The sequence below is a fragment of the Nocardiopsis deserti genome (assembly GCF_008638355.1).
Classification (GTDB): domain Bacteria; phylum Actinomycetota; class Actinomycetes; order Streptosporangiales; family Streptosporangiaceae; genus Nocardiopsis; species Nocardiopsis alborubida.
Map to the genome: position 1 here is coordinate 163,463 of NZ_ML703350.1, position 22,999 is coordinate 186,461.

General features: G+C 72.7%; 21 protein-coding genes. 11 read left to right on the forward strand and 10 right to left on the reverse strand.

Annotated elements, in window-relative coordinates; genetic code table 11:
* Nucleotides 1-11 precede the first annotated feature (11 nt).
* A complete protein-coding gene (locus FYW99_RS08035; RefSeq protein ID WP_150251341.1) occupies nucleotides 12-713 on the forward strand; it encodes a pentapeptide repeat-containing protein in 702 nt (233 codons plus the stop codon).
* A 133-nt stretch (nucleotides 714-846) separates the two neighbouring features.
* On the opposite strand, the gene FYW99_RS08040 is transcribed toward FYW99_RS08035, so the two are convergent.
* The 5 genes from FYW99_RS08040 to FYW99_RS08060 all read right to left on the reverse strand — a co-directional run bounded on the left by FYW99_RS08040 (nucleotide 847) and on the right by FYW99_RS08060 (nucleotide 6,520).
* Nucleotides 847-1,815: a helix-turn-helix domain-containing protein gene (locus tag FYW99_RS08040; RefSeq protein WP_150251342.1), complete on the reverse strand. Its 969-nt coding sequence runs from the start codon at nucleotides 1,813-1,815 to the stop codon at nucleotides 847-849.
* A 19-nt stretch (nucleotides 1,816-1,834) separates the two neighbouring features.
* Nucleotides 1,835-2,800, reverse strand: coding sequence for an alpha/beta hydrolase fold domain-containing protein (locus FYW99_RS08045; RefSeq protein ID WP_150251343.1), 966 nt, complete (start codon nucleotides 2,798-2,800; stop codon nucleotides 1,835-1,837).
* 186 nt (nucleotides 2,801-2,986) lie between these two features.
* Nucleotides 2,987-3,910 (reverse strand): aminoglycoside phosphotransferase family protein, encoded by a 924-nt coding sequence (locus tag FYW99_RS08050; protein ID WP_150251344.1) that lies wholly within the window; start codon nucleotides 3,908-3,910, stop codon nucleotides 2,987-2,989.
* A 216-nt stretch (nucleotides 3,911-4,126) separates the two neighbouring features.
* Nucleotides 4,127-5,248 (reverse strand): endo-1,4-beta-xylanase, encoded by a 1,122-nt coding sequence (locus tag FYW99_RS08055; protein WP_150251345.1) that lies wholly within the window; start codon nucleotides 5,246-5,248, stop codon nucleotides 4,127-4,129.
* An 18-nt stretch (nucleotides 5,249-5,266) separates the two neighbouring features.
* Nucleotides 5,267-6,520 carry a cytochrome P450 gene (locus tag FYW99_RS08060; protein ID WP_150251346.1) on the reverse strand — a complete coding sequence of 418 codons (1,254 nt, stop codon included), beginning with the start codon at nucleotides 6,518-6,520 and terminating at the stop codon, nucleotides 5,267-5,269.
* A 344-nt stretch (nucleotides 6,521-6,864) separates the two neighbouring features.
* On the opposite strand from FYW99_RS08060, the gene FYW99_RS08065 reads away from it, so the two are divergent.
* Entirely contained in the window at nucleotides 6,865-8,727 is a 1,863-nt protein-coding gene (locus FYW99_RS08065; protein ID WP_150251347.1) for a serine/threonine protein kinase, read from the forward strand.
* 25 nt (nucleotides 8,728-8,752) lie between these two features.
* On the opposite strand, the gene FYW99_RS08070 is transcribed toward FYW99_RS08065, so the two are convergent.
* From FYW99_RS08070 to FYW99_RS08080, 3 genes are all read right to left on the reverse strand, one after another.
* Nucleotides 8,753-9,688, reverse strand: a complete 936-nt coding sequence (locus FYW99_RS08070) for a sucrase ferredoxin (protein WP_150251348.1) — start codon at nucleotides 9,686-9,688, stop codon at nucleotides 8,753-8,755.
* Between the two features lie 412 nt (nucleotides 9,689-10,100).
* Nucleotides 10,101-10,880 (reverse strand): SDR family oxidoreductase, encoded by a 780-nt coding sequence (locus tag FYW99_RS08075; protein WP_150251349.1) that lies wholly within the window; start codon nucleotides 10,878-10,880, stop codon nucleotides 10,101-10,103.
* Between the two features lie 74 nt (nucleotides 10,881-10,954).
* On the reverse strand, nucleotides 10,955-12,025 hold the full coding sequence (locus FYW99_RS08080) for a LysR family transcriptional regulator (RefSeq protein WP_150251350.1): 1,071 nt from the start codon (nucleotides 12,023-12,025) through the stop codon (nucleotides 10,955-10,957).
* A 70-nt stretch (nucleotides 12,026-12,095) separates the two neighbouring features.
* Between FYW99_RS08080 and FYW99_RS08085 the strand changes: the two genes are divergently transcribed.
* The 6 genes from FYW99_RS08085 (at nucleotide 12,096) to FYW99_RS08110 (ending at nucleotide 18,063) form a co-directional block, all read left to right on the forward strand.
* A complete protein-coding gene (locus FYW99_RS08085; protein ID WP_150251351.1) occupies nucleotides 12,096-13,361 on the forward strand; it encodes an MFS transporter in 1,266 nt (421 codons plus the stop codon).
* A gap of 191 nt (nucleotides 13,362-13,552) precedes the next feature.
* Nucleotides 13,553-14,503 carry a ring-cleaving dioxygenase gene (locus FYW99_RS08090; protein WP_150251352.1) on the forward strand — a complete coding sequence of 317 codons (951 nt, stop codon included), beginning with the start codon at nucleotides 13,553-13,555 and terminating at the stop codon, nucleotides 14,501-14,503.
* Nucleotides 14,500-15,132 carry an alpha/beta hydrolase gene (locus FYW99_RS08095; RefSeq protein ID WP_150251353.1) on the forward strand — a complete coding sequence of 211 codons (633 nt, stop codon included), beginning with the start codon at nucleotides 14,500-14,502 and terminating at the stop codon, nucleotides 15,130-15,132. Before FYW99_RS08090 ends, FYW99_RS08095 begins: the two co-directional genes overlap by 4 nt.
* Before the next feature lie 175 nt (nucleotides 15,133-15,307).
* Nucleotides 15,308-15,484: a hypothetical protein gene (locus FYW99_RS08100; RefSeq protein WP_223838859.1), complete on the forward strand. Its 177-nt coding sequence runs from the start codon at nucleotides 15,308-15,310 to the stop codon at nucleotides 15,482-15,484.
* Between the two features lie 321 nt (nucleotides 15,485-15,805).
* On the forward strand, nucleotides 15,806-16,573 hold the full coding sequence (locus FYW99_RS08105; RefSeq protein ID WP_150251355.1) for a sulfite exporter TauE/SafE family protein: 768 nt from the start codon (nucleotides 15,806-15,808) through the stop codon (nucleotides 16,571-16,573).
* A gap of 71 nt (nucleotides 16,574-16,644) precedes the next feature.
* The gene (locus FYW99_RS08110; protein ID WP_150251356.1) at nucleotides 16,645-18,063 is read left to right on the forward strand and encodes an amidase; all 1,419 of its coding nucleotides are present in this window, start codon (nucleotides 16,645-16,647) and stop codon (nucleotides 18,061-18,063) included.
* 23 nt (nucleotides 18,064-18,086) lie between these two features.
* Here the strand turns inward: FYW99_RS08110 and FYW99_RS08115 are convergent, their stop codons facing one another.
* Nucleotides 18,087-19,094 (reverse strand): ABC transporter substrate-binding protein, encoded by a 1,008-nt coding sequence (locus tag FYW99_RS08115; protein WP_150251357.1) that lies wholly within the window; start codon nucleotides 19,092-19,094, stop codon nucleotides 18,087-18,089.
* Between the two features lie 142 nt (nucleotides 19,095-19,236).
* Between FYW99_RS08115 and FYW99_RS08120 the strand changes: the two genes are divergently transcribed.
* From FYW99_RS08120 to FYW99_RS08130, 3 genes are read left to right on the forward strand one after another with little or no spacing between them, the layout of a single operon-like run.
* Nucleotides 19,237-20,271: a FecCD family ABC transporter permease gene (locus tag FYW99_RS08120; protein ID WP_150251358.1), complete on the forward strand. Its 1,035-nt coding sequence runs from the start codon at nucleotides 19,237-19,239 to the stop codon at nucleotides 20,269-20,271.
* The gene (locus tag FYW99_RS08125) at nucleotides 20,268-21,359 is read left to right on the forward strand and encodes a FecCD family ABC transporter permease (protein ID WP_150251359.1); all 1,092 of its coding nucleotides are present in this window, start codon (nucleotides 20,268-20,270) and stop codon (nucleotides 21,357-21,359) included. The genes FYW99_RS08120 and FYW99_RS08125 overlap by 4 nt, the downstream gene beginning before the upstream one ends.
* A gap of 19 nt (nucleotides 21,360-21,378) precedes the next feature.
* The gene (locus FYW99_RS08130; protein ID WP_150251360.1) at nucleotides 21,379-22,194 is read left to right on the forward strand and encodes an ABC transporter ATP-binding protein; all 816 of its coding nucleotides are present in this window, start codon (nucleotides 21,379-21,381) and stop codon (nucleotides 22,192-22,194) included.
* A 195-nt stretch (nucleotides 22,195-22,389) separates the two neighbouring features.
* Here FYW99_RS08130 and FYW99_RS08135 read toward each other — a convergent pair whose 3' ends face one another.
* A complete protein-coding gene (locus tag FYW99_RS08135; protein ID WP_036552209.1) occupies nucleotides 22,390-22,965 on the reverse strand; it encodes a GTP-binding protein in 576 nt (191 codons plus the stop codon).
* Nucleotides 22,966-22,999 lie beyond the last annotated feature (34 nt).

Below are 22,999 nucleotides of genomic sequence, written 5' to 3' on the forward strand. Positions count from 1 at the left end.
GGGTGCTCGCGATGAGTACCGACCTCCTTCTCCCCGAGACCACCGGCGCCGACCTCTCCGGCGCCGACCTGCGCGACCTGCTGGCCCGGCCCCTGGACGCGCCGCGCGTGTTCACCCGCTGCGACCTGACCGAGGCGGACCTGCGCGACGCCGACCTGGTCGACGCCGTCTTCCGCGACTGCCGCCTGGACGGGGCCCGCCTGGAGCGGGCCGTCCTGGAGGGCGCGGTCTTCACCGGCGGCAGCGCCTCGGGGGCGGTGTTCTCGCACGCCGAGTGCACCGAGACCAGGTTCGAGCGGGTGGACCTGGCCAACACCCGCTGGCAGGGCGCCCTGCTCACCGACACCGCCTTCAGCGGCTGCCGGATGACCGGGGCCGGGCTGAACTCGCTGCGCGGGATCGGTTACACCTTCGCGCACTGCAACCTCATGCTGGCCCGCTGCAAGGGTCTGGTGTTGCGCGGGCAGACCCTGGAGGGGATGCGCATGGACGAGGCGGACCTGGCCAGCGCGGATCTGCGCGAGACGGTGTGGACGGAGTCGCGGCTGCGCGGCGCCAACCTGGTCAACGTCAAGCTGACGGGGGCCGACCTGCGCGGCGCCGACCTGGGGGAGCCCACCCTGGAGCAGGCCGGGTACCTGCGGGGGGCCAGCATCAGCCCCGCGCAGGCGGGCACCATCCTGGCCGCCCTGGGCATCACCGTCGTGGACTAGGAACGTTCGTCAGCGGGTGCTGACCGAAAGCGTGGCTGGTGCGACACAAGAGCTCTGATTTTTGAATCTACGTCGTAAAGGTGCCAGCTCTTCACCCTCACCCTGATCAGGGGAGTAAAAACAGAGACGACAATCAAAGATTGCGGTACAGCCGACGCAGGGCCAGCGCCACCTGCAGGCGCAGCCGTCCCGACACCTCGCGCACCGACCAGCCCAGCAGGCGTTCGGCACGTCCGACGCTCTCCTGGAGGGTGGAGTGGTGCTGGCCTCCCACCCGGGCCGCGGCCCGCAGGCTCGGGGAGGAGGCCACCGCGTCCAGGGCCGCCAGCAGCGGCGCGGCCTCGCGTGCCACCCGCTCCAGGGCCACGACGTCCGGCACCGGTTCGCTCCCGGGCCGCACGGTGTCGGCCAGGAGCAGCAGCCCGCCCAGCTCCTCGGCGAACACCACGCGCGGGCCCGGGTCGGCGCCGGCGCCCCGGGCGGTGAAGCGCAGCGCCCGGCGGGCGTCGTGCCAGGAGGAGGGCAGGGCCAGCGCCTCCACGGCCGGCCCCACCCCCGCCCGCCGGTCGCCGGGGGGCTCGGCGGCGGCCAGAACGCGCACGCCGCCGCCGTGGTCGGCCACCGCGCGGGCCGGAGAACCCGGAGTGAGCCCGAAGCGGCGGACGGCCCGGGCGCGCTGCTCCTCGGACAGATCGGGATCGACCAGGACCCGGGCCAGGGCGGCGCGTCCGCCCGCCGCGGGCGGGGTGCGTTCGAGCCGGGCACGGACGGCGGCGGCCGCGCGTTCGAGGACCATCGCCTCCACCGGGCCGGGGTGAGCGGTGGCGCGCTCCAGCCACAGCACGCCGCCGCCGACCCGGACCGAACACCAGGAGGGGTCGGGGCCGGCGGCGGTGCGCCGGACCTCTCCGGCGGGGTCGGCCCGTAGTGCGAGGCCGCGTCCGGGGTGGGTGAACCCGGCGGGGACGCCGGTCAGGACGGCGGCGCCGCGGACGACGGGTTCGATTCCGGCTCCGGTGAGTTCGTCGAAGTAGGCGATCACCTTGACGGCGGCGCCCGCTTCGGGGTCCAGTGCCGAGATCCTGCCCAGGAGCTCTCTCATACCTCCATGGTGCCCGGGTTCAGGCCCCGGTGATGCGGCGGAGCCAGGGCAGGCGCGGGGCGTTGGCGCTGCGGCTGAGGGCGGCCTGGGGGGCCAGGATGTCGAAGCCGTGGAAGCCGCCGGGCCACACGTGGAGTTCGGCTGATCCGCCCGCCTGCCAGATGCGGGAGGCGTAGTCGACGACCTCGTCGCGGAAGGTCTCGGCGGAGCCCACGTCCAGGAAGGCGGGGGGCAGGCCGGACAGGTCGGTGGCGCGGGCGGGGGCGGCGTAGGGGGAGACGTCGGGGCCGCCCGCGGCCTGGCCGAGCAGGGCTCCCCATCCGGTGGCGTTGGAGGTGCGGTCCCACATGCCCACCCCGGCCATCTGGTGGGAGGAGGCGGAGTCGTTGCGGTCGTCGAGCATGGGGCACAGGAGCAGTTGCCCCCGGAGGGCGGGGCCGCCGCGGTCGCGGGCGAGCAGGGTGGTGGCGGCGGCTAGTCCGCCGCCCGCGCTGCCTCCGCCGATGACGATGCGGGTGGGGTCCAGGTCGAGGTCGGCGGCGTTGTCGGTGATCCAGGTCAGGCCCGCGTAGCAGTCCTCGACGGGGGCGGGGTGGGGGTGTTCGGGGGCGAGGCGGTAGTCGACCGAGATGAGGGCGAGGCCGAGTTCGTGGGCGGTTTCGAGGAGGCCGGGGATCTCGGGGCCGCGGTGGGTGCCCGCGATCATGCCGCCGCCGTGGATCCAGTAGAGGGCGCCGACGGGTGTGGTGGCGTGGGTGGGGTGCCAGTGGAGGAGGGGGACGGGGGTGTGGTCGTGGCCGGGGGCGTGGTGTGCGGTTTCGGTGTAGGCGGAGTGGAGGGTGGTGTCGGCGGGGAGGCGTTGGGCTTGCCGTTGGCGTAGGGCGGGGATCATGTCGGGGGTGATGGAGGGGGTGATCTGGTCGCCGAGAAGGGTCAGGGCGGCGGCGAGTTCGGGGTCGAGTGCGGGTCGGGGCGGTGTGGTCACGGTGGCCTCCGTCAGTGGTGTGTCGTGCGTCACCATTGTCGGGGTCGGGTGCGTGTGCGGGGCAGTGCCGTGCGGCGGGTGTGTGCCGCCACATGGCGGGGTGCGCTCTGGTGGTGGTTCCGACCGCCCCGGCCGTGCCCGGGTGTGAGGGCTTCGCGTCGCCGGGGACGGCCGGGGCGGTGGCGGTTATGCGCCCAGGGCCTCGGCGATGGTCGCCGGTACCCGGGGCAGGGTGTGGTCGCCGTCCTCGATCGCCCAGACGCATTCCTGGAGGACGCGGACGAGGGTCCAGGCCCGTGCGCGGTCGCGGGGGATGCGGGCGGCCTCGGCGACCAGGTCCAGGCGGCGGCGGGTCTCCTTGCGGGGGTCGCCGGTGGCGAGGGCTTCGTCCCAGCGGTTGTGCAGGGTGGGGAAGAGGTCGAAGCCGGGGTCTCCGGCGAGGGGTTTGGGGTCGATGGCGAGCCAGGGTTCGCGGTCGGTGCCGGGCAGTGGGGCGAGCACGTTCTGGAAGTGCAGGTCCCAGTGCAGGAGCCGGTCTCCGGCTTCGGGGGCCATCTCGTGGGCGCGGGCGGTGAGCGCGCTGATGCGGTCGCGTTCGTGTGCGGTGCGCAGGCGGGGAGTCAGGAGGTGGGCCTGGGCGACCATGGCGCGGGTGGTGTCGGCCAGGGTGCGCATGCCCTGTGGTGCCCGGTGGGAGGTGAGGCGGGCCAGGAGGGTGCCGATGGTGGTGAGGGCCTCGTCGATGGGGACGGGGTCGAGTGTGCGTGTGGGGTCGAGGGGTTCGAGGAGCATGGCGCCGGTGTCGGGGTCGTGTTGGAGGAGGCGTACGGCGCCGTCGCCGGCCCAGGTGCGCAGGGCGTGGGGTTCGCCTTCGCTCTCGGCGTCCACGGGTTGGATCTTGAGCATGGCGGGGGTGGCGTCGGGGCGTCGTACGGGGACGACGAGGGCGACCATGCCGTGCATGGGTGTTCCGGTGGGCTGGAGGTCCCATCGCCTGAGCTGGCGTTGGGTGAGTTCGGGCAGCCCTTGGGTCCACCGGGGTCCGAAGAAGCGGTCCAGGAGGGGTGCGAGGGCCTCGGGGACGCGGATCGGGGGAGTGTCGTCGTGCATGTGGGGTGTCCTTCGTCGTTGTGGGTTGGCCGGTGACGAAGGGCACCTGGGGGACCGCGGGTCTAACGCATACCGAACACCTCGTCGTTGTGGGTCTGGGGTTCGACGGTAGCGGATGTGCGGGTGTGGTGCGTCTGGTGTGGGGTGTGTCGCCGGGCGGTCGTTGGCCGCGACGCCGTCCGGGGTGGTCGGGTTGTTCGTGCCGGTCTCGTGTTCCTACCGTGCCGGGGGTCGTGAGGGTCTGTGGGAGAGGGCCTGGACCATGGCGTTGAGTGCCGGTTTGGGCGTGTAGGAGTCGTCGAAGGGCAGTGCGGCGGTGTAGCCGGGGAACCACTCGGGGATCCAGGAGTGCTCGTCGCTGACTCCCCACACGGACACGCGTACGCAGCGGGGTACGTCCAGGCAGGCTTCGATGACCTGTTCGTACTCGCGGGCCTGGTTGTGGAGGGCGCCCTCGGGGACGGGTTCGGGGATGCGCACGTCCAGTTCGCTGATGCTGACCTCCAGGCCCAGGTCGGTGAAGCGGCGCATCTGTTCGGCGAGGTCGTCGGGGACGTGGCCGTGGATGAAGTGGCTCTGGAAGCCGATGCCGTGCAGGGGGACGCCGCGTTCCAGCAGGGTGGTGGCCAGTTGGTACAGGGCGTCGGTCTTGGGGCCGCCGCCCTCGATGCCGAACTCGTTGATGTAGAGGCGGGCCTGGGGGTCGATCTCGTGGGCCATGGTGAGGGCTTCCGCGATGTAGTCCTCGCCCAGGACCTGGTACCACAGGTTCTGCCGTAGGCGGGGTCCGCTGTCCTCGAAGGGTTCGTTGATGATGTCCCAGGAGGTGACGCGTCCTTGGTAGCGGCCCATGAGGGCCTGCATGTGCTCGTGTATGACCTGGCGGAGTTCGTCGGGGGTCCAGGTGCCCTGGGCGAGCCAGGCGGGTTGTTGGTTGTGCCAGAGCAGGGTGTGGCCGTGGACGGTGAGGCCGTTGCGTTCGGCGAAGCCGACGACGGTGTCGGGGCCGCTCCAGTCGAAGGTGTGGCGCTGGGGTTGGACGTACTCCCATTTCATGGTGTTCTCGGCGGTGAGGGAGGTGTAGTGCCCGGTGACCACTGACCGGTACTCGCGGTCGTGTACGAGGGGGTTGACGGCTACGGCGACGCCCAGGTCGATGTCGCTCTGGCGGGCCAGTTGGGGGAGTTGGCTCGCGCTGTCGGACTCTGGTTGGGCGGGCAGGGTGAGGGTCAGGATCGCGGTGACCAGGAGGATGACCGTGCACAGGGCGGCTGCGGTCAGCAGGGCTCCGCGTCCGCGGGTGAGCGAGCGCCATGGGGAGGAGGCCGTGCTGCGCATCTGGTCGGTTCCCACCTTCTACCGGGTGCCCGTGGTGACGGGGAAGGCCGACAGGGAGCGTACGACGGTGGTGGGGCGGCGGGTGGGGTGGGCGGTGGGTCGCAGGTGCGGGAGGCGTTCGGCCAGGGCGCGCAGGGCGATGCGGGCTTCCAGGCGGGCCAGGGGTGCGCCCAGGCAGTAGTGGACGCCGCTGGAGAAGGACAGGTGGTCGGCGGCGTCGGGGCGGGTGATGTCGAAGCGGTCGGGGTCGGTGAAGCGTGCGGGGTCGCGGTTGGCGGATCCGATCAGGCACATGGCGTAGCCGCCGCGGTGCAGGGGTTGGTCCTGGACGGTGGTGTCGGTGTGGATCCAGCGGCTGGTCATCTGTACGGGTGAGTCGAAGCGCAGGATCTCCTCCACGGCGCCTGGGGCCAGGGCGGGGTCGGCGACCAGGCGTTCCCACTGTTGGCGGTGGCGCAGCAGGGCCATCACCCCGTTCCCGATCAGGTTCACGGTGGTCTCGAATCCGGCGATCAGTAGCAGGCGGCACATCGTGCGCAGTTCGGTCGCGGTGAGGTGGCCGTCGTCGGCCTGGGTGAGCAGGGTGGAGACGACGTCATCGCGGGGGTCGGCGCGGCGCTGTTGCATGAGCCGGGTGAACAGCAGGTCCAATTGTGCCGTGGCCTGGTGGATGCTGCGCAGGTGACTCGCCGAGCGGGCGCCGTCCAGGGCGCTGCCGATGGCTTGGCCGATGCGGACGAACTCGGCGTCTTCGGAGGCGGGGACGCCGAGTAGGCGGCTGATGACGGCGATGGGCAGGGGTTGGGCGAAGTCGCGCATGAGGTCGAAGTGGCCTTTGGCGGTGGCCCTGTCCAGGAGTTCGTGGGTGATCTTGGTGATCTCGGTTTCGTACTCGCTCATGCGGCGGGGGCTGAAGGCGGGGCGGGCGAGTTGGCGCAGGCGGGTGTGTTCGGGTGGGTCCTGCATGAGGAAGGACAGGTCCAGGACGTCGAACTGTTGGGGTGGGGTGGTGCCGTCGGGGGGTTGGACGCCGAACTCGCGTCCGCGCAGCAGGGCGCTGACGGCTTGGTAGGTGTTGGCGGTGCGAAAGCCGAGTTTGCTGGTGGAGAAGGGGCCTTGGGCGCGCAGGCGTTGGTAGTTGGGGTAGGGGTTGTCGCGCCAGGGGTAGTGCAGGAGTCTGCTGGGGTGGTCGCCGGTCTGGGCGGCGGCCCAGGAGGTCGCGTGGGCCAGGCGCAGTTGGGCGTCGGTGCGCAGGGCGTCGGGGATCTGCATGGTGTGTTCTCCTGTCGCGTTCTTTTTCGACCCTAGGCGGGTGGGGGGTGGCTGGTCATGCGGGTTGGTGACTTGGCCGTGTGCGGTCAGGGGGGAACTTTGCGGTGTGGTTCGTCGTTGGGGTGCGGCGTTGGTGTGTGCCAGGTCAGGGCCGGGTCCCGGGGGGTTGGTGGGGTGTGGGGGCTGGCGGGGGCACACGCCGGGGTTTGTGGGGGGAGGCTGGGGGGTGTGCCCGCCGATAGGTTGGGGGCAGGCGTCTTTCCGGCGGGTGCGCGGGCACCGGGGGAGGCGGTGGTCATCCTCTGGCACCCGGGGGTGGCGGAACGTCGTGTGTGGAGGCTGTAGTGTCCCTTAGGCTCGATCCCAGTGACCCGGAACGTATCGGCCGGTATCGGCTGATCGGCCGTTTGGGCTCTGGCGGCATGGGCCAGGTGTTCTTCGGCCGTTCGGCCGGGGGGCGGGCCGTGGCCGTCAAGCGCATCCATCCGCACATGGCCGCTGACGCCTCCTTCCGGGAGCGTTTCGCCCGTGAGGTCAATGCCGCCCGTCAGGTCAGTGGTGCGTTCACGGCGCCGGTGATCGACGCGGGCCCCGATGACGAGGTGCCCTGGCTGGTCACCTCCTATGTGCCCTCTCTGCCGTTGGATACGGCGGTGCACGACCACGGTCGGTTGCCGGAGGAGAGTGTGCGGGTGTTGGCGGCGGGTCTGGCCGAGGCGTTGGCCGACATCCACCGGGTGGGTTTGATCCACCGTGACCTCAAGCCCGGGAACGTGTTGTTGGCCGAGGACGGGCCGCGGGTGATCGACTTCGGTATCGCTCGTGCCACCGACGGTACGGCGGCGACGCAGTCGGTGATCGGTACGCCGGGGTTCATGAGTCCGGAGCAGGTGCAGGGGGAGCCGTTGACTCCGGCCAGTGACCTGTTCGCCTACGGTGCGGTGCTGGCCTATGCCGCGGCGGGCACGGGTCCCTTCGGTGAGGGCAGTATGCCCACCATGGTCATGCGCATCATCAGTCGTGAGCCGGATCTGTCGGGTGTGCCCGAGTCCCTGCGCCATCTGGTGGCCGCGTGTTTGTCCAAGGATCCTCGTGGTCGTCCGGGTCCGGGGGAGATCCTGGACTATCTGGGTGATGTGGCCACGGGTCCGACCTGGTTGCCCGCGTCGGTGATGCGGGGGGTGCAGGAGCAGGTGGCCAAGGTCAACGGGGCGTTGGCGGCCGCGGCCGGGGACGCGCGTGCCACCGGTCAGCACCAGCGCACGGAGGTGTTGGGTCAGGGTGGTGCCGCCGCTGTGGGTGGTGCGGCGGGGGCTGCGGCCGGGGCGGGTGTGTTCGGTGATGAGGCGGCCACCCGGGTCACGCCGCAGGTGCCGGGGCACGAGGGTGGTGCGACCTCGGTGTTGGGTGAGCAGCAGCAGGGGTATGGGGCCACGGCTCGTTTCCCGGGGGCGCAGCAGGTTCCGCCGACCGCCCAGTACGGTCAGGGCGCCACGGCCTACGGTCAGGAGGGGGCCGCCCACGGTCAGGGCGGCGCTGCTTACGGGCGGGAGGAGACCTCGGGTTACCGGCAGCCGGACCGGCCCAGCCAGGAGGACGCCTACGCTGACCTGTACGGCGGTCGGCGTGAGCCGGCCGCGGACGTGCGGCGCCAGCAGGAGCAGTTGCGTCAGCAGGAGGAGCAGCGCCAGCGCCGGATGGAGGAGCAGCGCCAGCAGGAGGAGCAGCGCAGGCGGGTGGAGGAGCAGCAGCGCCAGCAGCAGGAGCAGCGGCTGGAGCACCGTCGCCGTCAGGAGGCCGAGCGCGCCCACCGTGAGCGTGTGCGGGCCGAGCAGGAGGCCGCGCGCCGTGCCCAGAGCCAGGCGCGCCACGCCGACCAGCCGGGCCTGTGGGGTTTCGTCAAGCTGTTGCCGTTGCTGGTCATTCCGCTGATCCAGGTTCCGTTGGGGTACGGGGCGGCGTTGGCGTGGGCGTGGTTCACCACCGAGACGCAGGTGTGGACGGGTGCGTCCTACGTCTTCGAGCCGTTGCGGTGGGAGTCCTTCTGGCACGCGATGATGCTGGGGTACTTCATCCTCAACAACCTGGTGTCGTTGGAGTATCTGGTGAGGTCGTTGCGTACGTCCTTCGTCACCGGTGCGGTGTTGGCGTTGGGGGCGATCGCGGCGACCAACGGTCTGCTGTACAGCTTCGGTTTTTGGGGCTGAGTCCTGTCGGGGTGCGGGTGTGGTCTCAGGTGGGTGAGGGGGCCGGGGCGTGGCGGATCTCGGTCACCCGGTGGTGTACGGGGCGGCTGGGGGCGGGTGCGGAGCAGGTGGCCGGGCACTCGGGTCCCTGTTCGGTGGTCACCGAGACCGTGTACAGGCCGCCGTCGTGGCCCAGGGTGACGCGGACCCCCTCTGGGCTGTGCTGTTCGTCCAGGTGGGTGATCGCGTCCACGCCTGTCGCGCCCAGGCGGGTGCGCAGTGCGGCCTCGGCGGCCTGGACGGCGCTGGAGTCGCTGCACCGGCCCCGGTAGTTGTGGGGCAGGACGAGGCCGCGTTCGAAGGCGTCGACGGTGCGTACGGCCGATGCGGGGTCCAGGCGGCCGAAGTAGGCGCCGTGGGGGAGTGCGACCAGGTTGGCGGCGAAGCGGTCGCCGCCCACGTGCGTGGTCTCCCACACCTGGGCTCGGCCGCCGGTGAGGGCGGCGGCCACGGGGCGGCCCAGGACCGCGCAGCAGGGGTCCTTCTTGGCGTGGGTGCACACCAGGTACAGGGTGTGGTCGACGGGGGTGCCGAAGGCGGGTGGGTGGGGGCGTTCGGCGGCGGTGAGGTCGTATGCCAGCAGTTGGGCCGGGTCGGTGATGTCGATGCGGCGGACCCAGGGGTGGGTGCGGCTGACGTGGGCGAGGTAGGCCCGTCGGGTGGTGGGCTGGGTGCGTGTGTGGTTGCCGGGGCGTTTGATGAGTTGGGGTTTGATGTCGTGGCCCGTGATGCGTTGGGCCAGGCGTGAGACGGTGGCGGGGTCCAGGCCGGGGCTGGTGAAGGCGGGGTTGCGCCAGGGGCCGTTGTGTTCGATGAGTAGCCAGCCGGTGGTGCGTCCGGCTGTTCCGGCGATCTGTTCTTTGGTGTAGCGGGCCAGGGCCGAGCAGCCCCGGCTGCCGTCGGGGGCGGTGGGAAGCCGCACGGGTGGTGTCCAATCGGGGTGGGTGGCGGGTACGCGAGGGGGCGCGGACCCGGGTGGGTCGCGCGCCGAGGGTGTCGCGAAGGTTAGGTTAGCCTATCCATCCCGTGGGTGTGTGTCCCGTGTGGGCGGTGTCGGGCGGGGGCTGGTGACCGCGTTCGTTTCAACTCTCAACTGTTGACAGTCGGACGAGGCCTGTCCCAGGATGAGGCGCCGAGGGCGGGTCCCGCGGTCCGGGTTCCGTCCTGATCCGGACCGCGGGCCCGTCCTCGGCCCGCGTGGTCGGTGCTCTGCACCTGGGGCGGGTCGGCGGGTTTGAGCCCCTCCCCAGCACACCGGTCGCGGTTGCGGCCAGGCTGCGAGGTGTCCGCGGGCGCGGGGAACAGGGCCCCCGCGCCCGCGCGCGACCGGGGGGTCAGGCGGAGATGCCGCCGTCGCTCGTCAGCAGTTGGCCGTTGACCCACCGCCCCCGGGGCGAGCACAGGAACTCCACCAGGTCCGCGGTGTCCTGGGGTGTGCCCAGGCGCCCCAGCGGGGTGTGCCGGACGCACTCGTCCTTGGTCCGCTCCGACATCCAGCCGGTGTCGACGGGGCCGGGGTTGACGACGTTGGCGCTCACCCCCAGGTGGGCCAGCTCGCGCGCGCAGGAGAGCACGATGCGGTCCAGGGCGCCCTTGCTCGCGCCGTAGGGCAGGTTTCCCACGGTGTCGTCGCTGGTCATGGCCACGATCCGGCCGGTGCCGTGTGCGCCCGTGAAACGCAGGCCGAACTCGCGGGCCAGCTGCCAGGTGGCGCGCGCGTTGACCGCGAAGTGCCGGTCGAAGCTGTCCACCGTGGTCTCCAACAGCCCGGAGTCGACCGACTCGCAGTGGCACATGATGAGTGCGCTCACCGGGCCCAACCGCTCCTGGGCGGTGTCGAAGACGTGTGCGGCGGTGGCGGTGTCGGCCAGGTCCGCCTCGATCGCCACGGCGCGGGCGCCGTGCCCGGCCAGGGCGTCCAGGGTGGAGCGGGCCGCGTCCGGTTCGGCGCCCCAGCTCATGCGGGCGTCGTAGGCGCTCCAGTGGGTGAAGGCCACGTCCCATCCCGAGGCGGCCAGGCGGCGGGTGACGGCGGAGCCGATGCCGACGGTGCGGCCCACCCCGGTGACCAGGGCGACGGGGCGCGGTGAGCCGTGGGGTGGTGCGTGCGTCATGGGGGCCATGATCGTGCAGCCTTCGCGCGGGGCGCCAGTGGTTTTCCCCGCAGGGGTCGGGCGCGGGTGCGTGCTCACCCGGTCAGGTCGGGGATCACGCGTGGGCCCTCCCGCCGTACGTGGTCGCGAAAGAGCGCCACCGCCGGGGGTTCGTAGCCGCCGCCCGAACCCTGTTGGGGCCAGACCACCCCGATGGGGCGGCGGGCGTCCACGCCCTGGATCCCCAGTTCCACCGTTCCGTTCAGCGGTCCCTTGGGGCGCGCCGGGAGCACCGACACCCCCAGCCCCGCCGCCACGAGCCCGCGCGCGGTGGCGATGTCGTCGGCCTCGAAGGCCACCCGGGGGGTGAACCCCGCCCGCTCCACGATGCGGTCGGTGAGGTGGCGCACGCCCCGCCCCGGTTTGAGCAGGATGAACTCCTCGTGCGCCGCCGCGGTCACCGCCACCCCCGGCGGCGTCGCGGCCCCCTCCTCGCCCGCTGCCCCCTCTTCCGCCCCGCCGTTCGGCCTTGGCCGGGTGCCTGTGCGCTTCGCCCGCGCTGTCTCGCCCGCAGCCTGGCGTTCCTGATGTTCCTGTGCCAGCGTGTGCCCCTCGGGCACCACCAGGCGCAGCACCTGGGTGTGCAGTGTCGCCGCCGCCAACCCCTGCCCCGAGGGCAGGGGCGAGGTCAGTGCCAGGTCCGCGCCGCCCGTGGTGAGCCTGTGCAGCGACTGCGACCACGGTTCCTGGGTGAGGGAGAAGCGCACCCCCGGGTGCTGGGCGCGAAAGCCCCGCAGCAGCGCCGGGACCACCTCCACCCCCAGCGTGGGCAGGAACGTCAGCGCCACCCGTCCCTCCTCCGCTCCGGTCAGTTCCGCCAGGCCCTGGCGCAGGTCCGCCAGGGCCCGCTCCACGTGCGGCAGCAGCAGCCTTCCGGCGCGGGTCAGCCGCACCCCGCGCCCGGTGCGCTCCACCAGTGCCATCCCCAGCTCCTCCTGCGCCCGGGCCAGCGCCCGGCTCAGGGTCGGCTGGGGCATGCCCAGCGCCTCGGCGGCCTGGGTGATGTGCTCGGTCGCGGCGACGGCCGCCACCATCCGCAACCGGGGTGCCAGTACCTGTGCCAGGGCGTCCGCGTCGAGGCCGTGGCCGTGCTCGGTCCGTTCCATGCGTTCCAGTATGGATCAACGGCAAAGCATGCATTGGACGTATGAAACCGGTCTTTCTAGCGTGGACGGTATGACCCTGACCAGCGCCTCACCGCCCGATCACGACACCCGCCCCCGTGCGGGCTCCGGTGCCTACTGGCGCACGGTCATCGCGCTGGTGGCCGCCGCGGTGGCGACCTTCGCCCAGTTGTGGTCGGTCCAGCCGATCCTGCCCGCGATCGCCGACGGTTTCGGCGCCTCGGCCTCCCAGGCCGCGCTCGCGGTCTCGCTGGCCACCGGTGGCCTGGCCGGGTTCACCCTCGTCTGGAGCGGGGCGGCCGACCGTTTCGGGCGCGCTCGCGTCATCGGCGTCTCCCTGCTGGCCGCGACCCTGTTGGGCTGTGTGATTCCCTTCGCCGCCGACCTGTGGCCGCTGCTGGTGTTGCGCGCGCTCCAGGGCGCGGCCCTGGGCGGGGTGCCCGCCGCGGCTGTGGCCTACCTGTCGGAGGAGATCCACCCCGCCGACGCCCCGCGCGCCACGGGGCTGTACATCGCGGGCAATCCGCTGGGCGGGATGGGCGGGCGCCTGCTGGCCGGGTTCGCCGCGGACCTGGGCGGCTGGCAGTGGGGGATCGCCGCCAACACCCTGCTGGCCCTGGTGGCGCTGGCCGTGTTCGCGCTGGTCCTGCCCCGTGGGCCGCGCGCCCCCCGGCCCGCCGCGGCGGGGGCCGCCCCGGGCGGGGCCGACACCGCGGAGTCCCCGTCGGGCGGCCCGGACGGGGCCGGGATGGGCGCCCGCCTGCGCGCCGCGGTGGCCACGCCCGGCCTGGTCGCCCTCTACACCCAGGCGCTGTTGCTCATGGGTGCCTTCATGACGGTCTACAACCTGTTGGGTTTTCGCCTGATGGCCGAACCCTTCGGGCTCTCCCAGGCCGCCGCCTCGCTGCTCTTCCTGTCCTACACCGCCGGGATGCTGGGTTCGGCGGTGGCGGGGGGCGCCACCGCGCGCTGGGGCGGGTACGCGGTGCTCACCACCGCCACCGCGGCGATGGCCGCCGGGTTGGGCGGGATGTTCGCCACGGCTCTGCCGGGTCTGCTGGCCGCCCTGCTGGTGATGACCTTCGGTTTCTTCTGCGCGCACGCCACCGCCTCGGCCTGGGTGGGCACCCGCGCGGTGCGGGGTCGGGCCCAGGCCATGGCGGTCTACACCCTGGCCTACTACCTGGGGTCGAGCCTGTTCGGCTGGTTGGGCGGCCTGGTCTACGACACCGTGGGCTGGGGCGGCGCGGTGGTCTTCGCGCTGGGGTTGTGTGCGGCGGCCGCTGTGGCGGGTCTGCGCCTGCGTCGCCTGCGGTAGGGCTTGGGGACGTGGCCTCCCCGCCGGTGCCGCGCGCCGACGCCGTGCGCGACACGGGCGGCGTCGGCGGGCGGTGTGCTTGTCCCCGGGCGAGCCCGGGGAGAGGGTGGGGGGAGGAACGGGCCGCCATGGTAGTTTAAATTTAAACTACATTGGCAGGCACCCGGCGAACTCGACGGAGGGTGAGGGACATGGACGTGCGCCCCGCGGGAATCCACCACGTGACCGCGATCGCCAGCGATCCGCAGGCCAACGCCGACTTCTACCTGCGCGCCCTGGGCATGCGCATGGTCAAGCGCACGGTCAACTTCGACTCGCCCCAGACCTACCACCTCTACTACGGCGACCGCGCGGGCAACCCCGGCACCATCATGACCTTCTTCCCCTGGCCCGGTGCGCCCCGCGGGCGGGTGGGCGCGGGCCAGGCCACCACCACGACCTTCTCCGTCCCCGAGGGTTCCCTGGGCTGGTGGGCCCGGCACCTGGCCGCCCTGGGCGTGGAGGCCACCCGCCCCGCCGAGCGCGGCGAGGAGGACGTGTTGAGCCTGCGCGACCCCGACGGCCTGGTCATCGAACTGGCCGCCAGCGCCGACCACCACGACACCGACCCCTGGGACGGGGCGGCGGTGCCGCCCGAGCACGCCATCCGCGGCATCCGCGCCGTCACCCTCACCGAGCAGGACGTGGAGGGCACCGTCCAGATGCTGGGCGACCAGCTCGGCTTCCACCTGGCCGGTGAGAGCGGGGACCGCACGCGCTTTCACACCAACGCCTCCGGCCGGGGGGTGGGCACCATCGTCGACGTGGTGGCCGCCCCCCGTGCGGCGCGCGGCCTGGTCGCCGCCGGAACCGTGCACCACGTGGCCTACCGGGCCCCCGACGGCCCCGTCCAGGAGGCCTGGCGCCAGAGGCTGGAGGAGGACGGCGTGGGCGTGACCGAGGTCCGCGACCGCTGCTACTTCACCTCCATCTACTTCCGTGAGCCCGGCGGCGTGCTGCTGGAGATCGCCACCGACGGCCCCGGGTTCGACTACGACGAGCCGCTGCTGGAACTGGGCCGCTCGCTCAGGCTCCCGCCGTGGCTGGAGCCCGACCGCGAGCAGATCGCCGCCCACCTGCCCGCCCTGGAGGTCGGACGGTGAGCGGCGTCGACGACTTCGTCCACGTCTTCACTCCCGCCACCGCGCCGGGCGCGCCCACCCTGGTGCTGCTGCACGGCACCGGCGCCGACGAGCACGACCTGCTGCCGCTGGGGCGGGCCCTGGCCCCGGGCGCGGCCCTGCTCTCACCGCGCGGCAAGGTGGATGAGAACGGGATGAACCGCTGGTTCCGCCGTCTGCGCGAGGGTGTCTTCGACGTCGAGGACCTCATCGAGCGCACCGCCGAACTCGCCGCCTTCGTCACCGAGGCCGTCCGCGCCTACGACCTGGACCCCGAGCGGATCGTGGTCAGCGGGTTCTCCAACGGGGCCAACACCGGCGCCGCCCTGCTGCTGCTCCACCCGCACCTGGTGCGGGGCGCCGCCCTGTTCGCGGCCGGGGCGCCGCTCCAGGGGCGCGAACCCGACCCGGTGGACCTGTCGGGGGTGCGGGTGTTCCTGGGCTCGGGCGCGGCTGATCCCATCACCACCGTGGACCAGGCGCGCCTGCTGGCCGACCAGCTCCGCGAGCGCGGGGCGCGGGTGCGGTCCGAGGAGCACCCCGGGGGTCACCAGGTGGCGCCCCGTGTGCTGGAGCAGGCCCGCGCCTGGTTCGAGCACGCCCGGTTCTGACCCGGGCCCGTAAGGCCGCGGCGGCGTTCCCTGACCCCGGGCGCCGCCGCTTCGCATGTCATGGGCCGTGTGCTCCTGCATGAGGTGAAAAACAGAGCGCGACACTCACCGACATGGATACCATCGGCGATGAAATGCGCACCCAAAGTGACATGGAGTGGTTTTCGTGTGCTTGATGCAACGTGCCCTGGCCGGTACCGCCGCCGGTGTCGTCCTTGCCGCCGTCCTGCTGGCCAGCGCCGCCCCGGCCTCGGCGGACTCCGTGGCCTCCGGATTCTCCCGTCCCCTGCACTTCCTCAGTGACGAGGGCTTCCTCGACGACATCATCGACAACATCACCATCACCGTCTGAGCAGCGGCCCCGCAGGCCCTGTCGCGGCCTTCGCCGGACGTCCACGACGTCGCCCTTCCCCCGGGTGGGCGACCCGGGGCGGGTCGCGGGGGCCGGGCGGGCACGGTGACGCACGGCGGGTTCACCCTTCCTCGTGAACCCGCCCCTGGCGTCCGCGCCCGCCGTGGCGGTGCGCGCCGGCGCACGGCCACCGGCGGTCCCGACGGTGAAGGACACCCTGGGACAAAACACACCACGGGGTGCAGAGTAGGCTGCGTGCGTCAACCATCCCCGCCACGAAAAGAACCCATGATCACCTCTTCCCTCGTGTGGGCGCGGTAGATGGACCCCGAGATCCTCGGCCTGCTCCTGCTGGTCGGCGTCGCAGCGGGCTGGGTCGACGCCGTCGTCGGCGGAGGCGGCCTCCTGCTGCTGCCCGCCCTGCTGGTCGCCGCGCCCACCACACCCCTGGCCACCCTGCTGGGCACCAACAAGCTCGGCGCCGTCTTCGGCACCACCTCCGCCGCCCTGGCCTACGCCCGCAAGGTCAGGGTCGACCGCCGCGTGGTCGTGCCCACCGCGGCCCTGGCCCTGCTGGGCTCGGGACTGGGCGCGGCCATGGCCGCCGCGCTCACCGCCGACGTGCTCAAACCCGTCATCATGGTGGTCCTGGCCGGGGTCGCCCTCATGGTCTACTTCCGCCCCGCCATGGGAGTGGAGTCCGACCAGCGCCTGCGGACCCGCAACCGCGCCCTGGCGGTCGTGGCCATCGCGGGTCTGGCCGTGAGCTTCTACGACGGCCTCATCGGCCCCGGCACCGGCGTCTTCCTCATCATCGCCTTCACCGCCGTGGTCGGCATGGACTTCGTCGAGGCCTCGGCCTCGGCCAAGATCGTCAACGTGTGCACCAACCTGGGGGCGCTGGTCGTCTTCGGCCTGGGCGGCCACATCGACTGGCTGCTGGGCCTGGGGTTGGCGGTGTGCACCATCATCGGCGCCCAGATCGGCGCGCGCATGGCCCTGCGGCGGGGCTCGGGGTTCGTGCGCGCGGTCCTGCTCGTGGTCGTCATCGCCCTGCTCGTGCGCATGGGCTGGGACATCTTCACCTAGTCCCCGGGGCGGAAAAACCACCTGCCCGCCGCAGCGTTCGCCGGTAGAGTCCGGGGCGTCCGAGGAGGAAGGTGGGAGCGCTGCGGATCCACGAGTACGCCGAGCTGGACGCCGTCGCCCTGGCCGACCTGGTCCGCGCCGGTGAGGTCAGCGCCGCCGAGGTCGAGCAGACCGCGCGTGCGGCGCTGGAGCGCGCCCACGGCGACCTCAACGCCCTCACCGGCCCCCTGTTCGACCCTGTGCCCGCCTACGCCCCCGGCGGGCCGCTGTCAGGGGTTCCCCTGGTGGTCAAGGACAGTGGCCCCTTCGTCCAGGGAAGGGCGTTCTGCCTGGGCAGCCGGGCGCTGGTGGGGGCCGTGGCCGACACCGACCACACCCTCATGAGGCGCCTGCGCGCCGCCGGACTCGCCGTGCTGGGGCAGAGCACCGTCCCGGAACTGGCGCTGAGCCTGGCCACCGAGTCCCGACGCTACGGCATCACCCGCAACCCGTGGGACCCCGAGCGCGGTGTCGGCGGCTCCAGCGGGGGAGCGGCCGCCCTCGTGGCCGCCGGGGCGGTTCCGCTGGCCCACGGCACCGACGGGGGAGGGTCGCTACGCGTGCCCGCCTCCGCCTGCGGGGTGGTCGGTCTCAAGCCCAGCCGCGGCCGCGTCCCCTGCGGTCCGCTCACCGGCGAGGCGGGGTTCGGCATGGTCAGCGAGTTCGCGCTCACCCGTACCGTCCGCGACGCGGCCCACCTGCTCGACGCGGTCAGCGCCCCGGCGGTGGGGGAGAAGTACGCGCTGCCCCCGCCCCGGAGTCCCTACGCCCAGGCGGTGCGCGCCGACCCCGGTCGTTTGCGCGTGGCCTTCACCACCACCCCCTGGGCTCCCACCACCGTGGACGCCCAGGTCCGCGAGGCGGTCCTGACCAGTGCGCACCTGCTGGAGTGGATCGGCCACACCGTCCAGGAGGCCGGTCCGGACCTGGACCACGGGGACGTGGTCGAGGCGATGACGCTGCTGACGGTGTCCACGGGTGCGGCCCTGCTCTCGGGTGCGCGTCCGCCCGACCCCGGCGCCCTCCAGGCCCTCTCGCGCCAGGTTCTGTCCGAGACCCGGCGGCACAGCGCGATGGAGGTCATGGCGGGCATGCAGGCCCAGCACCGCCTGACCCGCGCCCTGGGGGTCTTCCTGGAGGGGTACGACGTGCTCGTGACCCCCACCCTGGGGCGGTTGCCCGCACCCCACGGCACGCTGGACGCTGACGACGAGAACCACACCCTGCGCTCCTGGTTGGAGCAGGCCGCGCGGTACGCGCCCTTCAGCGCACCGGCCAACGCCGCGGGGCTGCCCGCGCTGAGTCTGCCCCTGGCCCAGAGCCGTGAGGGGCTGCCCATCGGGGTGCAGTTCACGGCCGCCCCGGGGCGCGAGGACGTGCTGCTGTGCCTGGGGGCCCAACTCGAACAGGCCGCCCCCTGGAAGGAGCGGCGACCCCCCTGGCACGTGTGAGGGTGTGCGCGGCCCGGTGAAGCTCACACCGCGGGCTTGGTCTGTCCGGTCAGCGCGTCCGTCACGTCCTGGACGATGCGGTGCGCGGCGTGGTGGTTGGCCGCGCCCCACACGTCGTGGTCCATCCGGTACACCCGTGCGTCCCGCACCGCCTGGAGGTTGGACCACACCCCCTGGGAGAAGGTGCGGGGCGCGTCGGGGTAGCCCGATCCGGCCAGGACGAACACCGCGTCGCCGTCGGCGCGCTCCAGGTGCTCATAGCCCAGGGCGATGAAGTCGGTCTCGCCCCGGGCCCGGCGCTGGCCCTGGGGGCGGGCCAGGTCCAGGTCCTGGACGACCTGTCCGGGGAAGGAGGCGGGCGTCTCCAGGCGTATCTCGCTCTGGTTCTGCAACCGCACCAGCGACACCTCGGTGGCGGCCGGGTCCACCCCGGCCGCGGTGATCTGCTCGCGCGCCCCTGCCAGGGCCTCCTCGTACTCGGTCATAGCCTGCTCGGCCTGTTCGGAGGCGTCCAGCACGGCGGCGACCTGGTGCAGGTGACCCTGCCAGGAGCCGGTGCCCTCCCACTCCAGCAGCACCGTCGGCGCGATGCGCTCCAGGCTCGGGAGCATCTGCGCCTGGGCGCCGGACTGGGTGTGGACGCCGATGATCAGGTCCGGTGCGGCGTTGGCCAGCGCTTCGATGTTGACATCGTCCTCGGCGGGGGAGTTGGTCACCAGCGTCAGCGCGTCGCCGTCGGCGCCCGGGGGCAGGAAGGGGGCCAGGCCCTGCTCGGGTGCGCCGGGGGCGCCCATGGTCGCGGCCACGTCGTGTCCCAGCAGGGTCGCGGCGGCCAGGGTCGGTCGCCACAGGACGGCGACGCGCCGGGGTGTGGCGGGGATCTCCACCTGCCCGTTGGCGGCCTGCACGGTGCGCGTCGGGCCGTCCTGGCGCGGCTGGGATGAGGGTGGCGCGGCGCAGCCGGACAGGGTCAGTGCCGCCAGGGCGGTTAGTGTGGCCAGGGCACGCGCAGGACGCGACAACTCGGGCATAACAGGCACCCTTCCGTGCGAACGGGATGAAGGTAAGGCTAACCTGTCCGGGGCGGCACGCGGTTCACCGGTGCCCCCCACAAGGCTGCACCCCACCAGGTCAGCCCCGCCCACCACCCACGCGACAACGAACGGGGAAGCCGTGACCCTGCGCGCCCCCACCCTCACGCGCCCCACTCTCACCAGGCGCATCATCCGCCCCATCGGGTTGGTCACCGCCCTGGGCCTGCTCACCCTGTGCGCCCTGCTCAGCGTCACCGTCGGCACCAAACCCATCCCCGCCGCCGACGTGTGGGCCGCACTGACCGCCTACGACGGCTCCTACGACCACGACGTCATCCGCAGCCTGCGCGTGCCCCGCACCATCATCGGCGTCTTCGTCGGCGCCGCCCTGGGCCTGGCCGGAGCCCTCATGCAGGCCCTGACCCGCAACCCACTGGCCGAACCCGGCATCCTCGGCGTCAACTCCGGCGCCGCCGCGGCCGTGGTCATCGCCGTCATCGCCTTCGGCGCCACCGGCACCGGCTACGTCTGGCCCGCCTTCGTCGGCGCCGCCCTGGCCGCCGTCGCCGTCTACGCCCTGGGTTCACGCGGCCGCTCCAGCGCCACCCCCGTACGCCTGGCCCTGGCCGGAACCGCCGTCGCCGTCGTCCTCCAGGGCCTCATCCACGGCGTGTTCGTCCTCAACGAGTTCGTCTTCGACCGCATCCGCTTCTGGCAGGTCGGCTCCCTGGTCGGACGCGACCTCGACGTCTTCTGGCAGGTCGCGCCCTTCCTCGTCGCGGGCATCGTCCTCACCCTGTGCCTGGGCCCCTCCCTCAACGCCGTCGCCCTGGGCGACGACCTCGCCGCCACCCTGGGCGCCAACATCCCCCTCATCCGCGCCGCCACCGCCGTGGGCGTCATCCTGCTGTGCGGCGCCGCCACCGCCGCCGCGGGCCCCATCTGGTTCGTCGGCCTGATCATTCCCCACGCCGCACGCCTGGTCACCGGACCCGACCAGCGCTGGCTGCTGCCCTACTCCGCGGTCCTGGGCGCCGTCCTGCTCACCGCCGCCGACACCCTGGGCCGCGTCATCGTGCCAGGCGCCGAACTGGAGGTCGGCATCATCACCGCCTTCGTCGGCGCCCCCCTGTTCATCGCCCTGGTCCGCAGCACGAGAATGGCCCACCTGTGAGCCGCACCCTGACACCGCGCCGCCCCCGGACGGCACCCCGCACCACACCCCGCGGCTCCTTCGCCCTGCGCCTGTTCGGCGAACGCCTGTCCCTGCTGGTGCGCCCGCGCACCCTCGTGGTCGCCGCGGTCCTGACCGTGTTGAGCATCGCCACCCTGGTCGTCTCGGTGGCCGTGGGCGACTACGAGATCCCGCTCGGCGCCGTGCCCGCCGCGATTTTGGGATACGGCGAACGCCTGGACGTGTTCTTCGTCCAGGGCGTGCGCCTGCCCCGCGCCCTGACCGCCATCGGGGTGGGCGCCGCACTGGGCATCGCCGGAGCCGTCTTCCAGAGCCTGTCGCGCAACGCCCTGGGCAGCCCCGACATCATCGGTTTCACCGGCGGAGCCGCCACCGGGGCCGTCGCCGTCATCCTGCTCTTCGGCGCCGGACGCCTGGGGGTGTCCCTGGGCGCCATCGCCGGGGGCATGCTCACCGCCGCCGCCGTCTACCTGCTCTCCACCAAGAACGGCGTCCAGGGCTACCGGCTGGTCCTGGTCGGCATCGGCATGGCCGCCATGCTCGGCGCCGTCCGCGACTACCTGCTCACCCGCGCCGAACTCACCGAGGCCCTCAGCGCCCAGATCTGGATGATCGGCAGCCTCAACGGCCGCGGCTGGGCCGAGGTCGCGGCCGTGTGGATCTGCCTGGCCCTGCTGGGACCGGTCCTGCTCGCCCTGGGCCAGCGCCTGCGCTTCATGGAACTGGGCGATGACACCGCGCGCGGCCTGGGCGTGCCCGTGCGCTCCACCCAGCTGACCGCCCTGGCCGCCGCCAGCGCCCTGACCGGCGCCGCCATCGCGGTCTCGGGCCCCATCGGCTTCGTCGCCCTGGCCGCACCCCAGCTGGCCCGGCGCCTGACGCGCACCGGCGGCACCACCCTGGCCGGATCCGCGCTCATGGGCGCCGCCCTGCTGGTGGTGGCCGACCTGGTCGCGCTGCGCGCCCTGGCCCCCACCCAGCTGCCCGTCGGCGTGGTCACCGCCGTCATCGGCGGCAGCTACCTGATCTGGCTGCTCTACACCGAATGGCGCGGCGGACGTGCCTGACCGAGACCGAGGAAGAACGATGCCCAGCCCCGACCACTCCGCCTCCCGCCTCAACGGGCGCGACCTCACCCTGGCCTACGACCAGCGCGTCATCTCCCAGGACCTGGCCGTCACCATCCCCGACAACTCCTTCACGGTGATCGTGGGACCCAACGCCTGCGGCAAGTCCACCCTGCTGCGGGCCCTGTCGCGCACCCTCAAGCCCGCCCACGGCCACGTGCACCTGGACGGCAAGGCCATCAGCTCCTACCCCGCCAAGGAGGTCGCCCGCCGCCTGGGGCTGCTGCCGCAGACCTCCATCGCCCCCGACGGCATCGGCGTGGCCGACCTGGTGGCCCGCGGCCGCTTCCCCCACCAGGGGTTCCTGCGCCAGTGGTCCAGGCAGGACGAGGCGGTCGTGGCCGAAGCGATGGCCTCCACCGGGGTGGCCGAACTGGCCGAGCGGTCGGTGGACGAGCTCTCGGGCGGGCAGCGCCAGCGCGTGTGGCTGGCCATGGTCCTGGCCCAGCAGACCCCCCTGCTGCTGCTGGACGAGCCCACCACCTACCTCGACATCGCCCACCAGATGGACATGCTCGACCTGTGCGCGCAGCTGCACGCCGAACGCGACTACACCCTGGTCGCGGTCCTGCACGACCTCAACCACGCCTGCCGCTACGCCACCCACCTGATCGTGATGAAGGAGGGCGCCATCGTCGCCGAGGGCGACCCCTCCACCGTGGTGACCGCCTCCCTGGTCGAGGAGGTCTTCGGCCTGCCCGTGCGCATCATCGCCGACCCCGAGACCGACACCCCGATGATCGTGCCCGTCGACCGCCGCGGCGCCACCCGCTGACCCCCGCGTCCCACCGCCAGCGGCCCGGCAGGGCGGCCGACGGCGCGCCCGAGGGGACCACGAACGGGGGGAGGGACGGGTCTCGCGCGCGGCACCGCCCCGACAGGGCGCACCCCGGCCCCTGGCACGCGGTTGGGGCCCGGCTCGCGTGTGTGACCCGGGCCGGGCCCCCTCCCCACCTGGAGCGCCCCCCTCTCAGGCCCCCGACAGCTCCAGGCGCAACACCAGAGCCACCAGCTCCACCAACACCTCCTTGACCGACTCCCGGTCCCGGGCGTCGCACAACAGCAACGGCACCCGCTCCTCCAGGTCCAGCGCCACCCGCACGTCGTCCGCCCGGTGCGTGCGCTGCCCGTCGAAGCAGTTCACCGCCACCACGAACGGCACCCCGCGCGACTCGAAGAAGTCGATCGCGTCGAAGGAGTCCGCCAACCGCCGGGTGTCGGCCAGCACCACCGCCCCCAAGGCGCCCTCGGTCAGCTCCTCCCACATGAACGAGAACCGCCGCTGGCCCGGCGTTCCGAACAGGTACACCACCGTCGACCCGTCCAGCGTGATCCGGCCGAAGTCCAAAGCCACCGTCGTGGTCGCCTTGGCCTCCACCCCGTCCAGATCGTCCACGCCCACACTCTCGGAGGTCATGACCTCCTCGGTGTGCAGCGACTCCACCTCGCTCACCGCCGAGACCAGGGTGGTCTTACCCGCCCCGAAGCCTCCCGCGACCACGATCTTGAGGGTGTCGGGAACCGGTCCCGCACCCTCGGCGTCCATCACGACCAACGACTCATCCACTCCACCTCGACAC

Excerpts from the sequence above, each read along its gene's own strand:
- FYW99_RS08035 (WP_150251341.1), top strand. The coding sequence starts at position 12 with ATGAGTACCGACCTCCTTCTCCCCGAGACCACCGGCGCCGACCTCTCC.
- FYW99_RS08040 (WP_150251342.1), bottom strand. The coding sequence starts at position 1,815 with ATGAGAGAGCTCCTGGGCAGGATCTCGGCACTGGACCCCGAAGCGGGC.
- FYW99_RS08050 (WP_150251344.1), bottom strand. The coding sequence starts at position 3,910 with ATGCACGACGACACTCCCCCGATCCGCGTCCCCGAGGCCCTCGCACCC.
- FYW99_RS08055 (WP_150251345.1), bottom strand. The coding sequence starts at position 5,248 with ATGCGCAGCACGGCCTCCTCCCCATGGCGCTCGCTCACCCGCGGACGC.
- FYW99_RS08060 (WP_150251346.1), bottom strand. The coding sequence starts at position 6,520 with ATGCAGATCCCCGACGCCCTGCGCACCGACGCCCAACTGCGCCTGGCC.
- FYW99_RS08075 (WP_150251349.1), bottom strand. The coding sequence starts at position 10,880 with ATGACGCACGCACCACCCCACGGCTCACCGCGCCCCGTCGCCCTGGTC.
- FYW99_RS08080 (WP_150251350.1), bottom strand. The coding sequence starts at position 12,025 with ATGGAACGGACCGAGCACGGCCACGGCCTCGACGCGGACGCCCTGGCA.
- FYW99_RS08085 (WP_150251351.1), top strand. The coding sequence starts at position 12,096 with ATGACCCTGACCAGCGCCTCACCGCCCGATCACGACACCCGCCCCCGT.
- FYW99_RS08090 (WP_150251352.1), top strand. The coding sequence starts at position 13,553 with ATGGACGTGCGCCCCGCGGGAATCCACCACGTGACCGCGATCGCCAGC.
- FYW99_RS08100 (WP_223838859.1), top strand. The coding sequence starts at position 15,308 with ATGCAACGTGCCCTGGCCGGTACCGCCGCCGGTGTCGTCCTTGCCGCC.
- FYW99_RS08105 (WP_150251355.1), top strand. The coding sequence starts at position 15,806 with ATGGACCCCGAGATCCTCGGCCTGCTCCTGCTGGTCGGCGTCGCAGCG.
- FYW99_RS08115 (WP_150251357.1), bottom strand. The coding sequence starts at position 19,094 with ATGCCCGAGTTGTCGCGTCCTGCGCGTGCCCTGGCCACACTAACCGCC.
- FYW99_RS08130 (WP_150251360.1), top strand. The coding sequence starts at position 21,379 with ATGCCCAGCCCCGACCACTCCGCCTCCCGCCTCAACGGGCGCGACCTC.
- FYW99_RS08135 (WP_036552209.1), bottom strand. The coding sequence starts at position 22,965 with ATGGACGCCGAGGGTGCGGGACCGGTTCCCGACACCCTCAAGATCGTG.